Genomic DNA, 634 nt, shown 5'->3' with positions numbered 1-634 from the left:
TATAATCAGGCTCCAGACCCGACACCGCTTCGGCAGACCGTGGAGGCGATGAACGAAGACGTTGACACGATGGAAAAACGTGCGCCCGACATGGCCGCGATGGTTCCCTATTGGAACAAGACCGATGCAATTGTTGAAGGGCAGGACGCGGTTCGTAATGCCCGGCAAACGTACCTGCCGAAATTTGCCGATGAAACAAGCGATGAATACGATGTTCGTCTAGGTCTAACCAAAATGACGAATATTTACCGCGACACGGTGGAGGGTTTGGCGTCCAAAACATTCGAAGAAGAAATTAGCGTTGTCGAAACGACAAAACCCGTACCGGAAGAAATCAAGAAATTCATTGAAGATGTTGATGGTGACGGAAACAATCTGACATCGTTCGCATCGCTCACATTTTTCAACGGTATCAATTCGGCAATTGACTGGATATTGATTGATTACCCGGTTGTTGATCGCGATAAAATTCGCACGGTTGCCGACAAGAAAGCATCAGGAATTAAGCCGTATTGGACGCACGTGCTAGGGCGCAATGTGCTTGAAGCACGCACCATCATGAACAACGGTAAACGGCAATTGTCATACGTGCGGATTTTCGAGCCGGGTTTAGGCGAACAAGATCATATCCGCA

At 48.4% G+C, this 634-nt stretch carries 1 protein-coding gene; it reads left to right on the top strand.

Translation table 11 applies throughout. The features are described from left to right. Positions 1-48 precede the first annotated feature (48 nt). Positions 49-634: hypothetical protein (locus RMT89_RS40615; RefSeq protein ID WP_315888771.1), on the top strand; the 586-nt coding region annotated here is incomplete at its 3' end.

The organism is Streptomyces sp. P17 (genome assembly GCF_032436805.1).
Lineage (GTDB): Bacteria > Actinomycetota > Actinomycetes > Streptomycetales > Streptomycetaceae > Streptomyces.
Note: the sequence above shows the minus strand (reverse complement) of the source record. Positions and strands in the feature narration are given on the sequence as shown.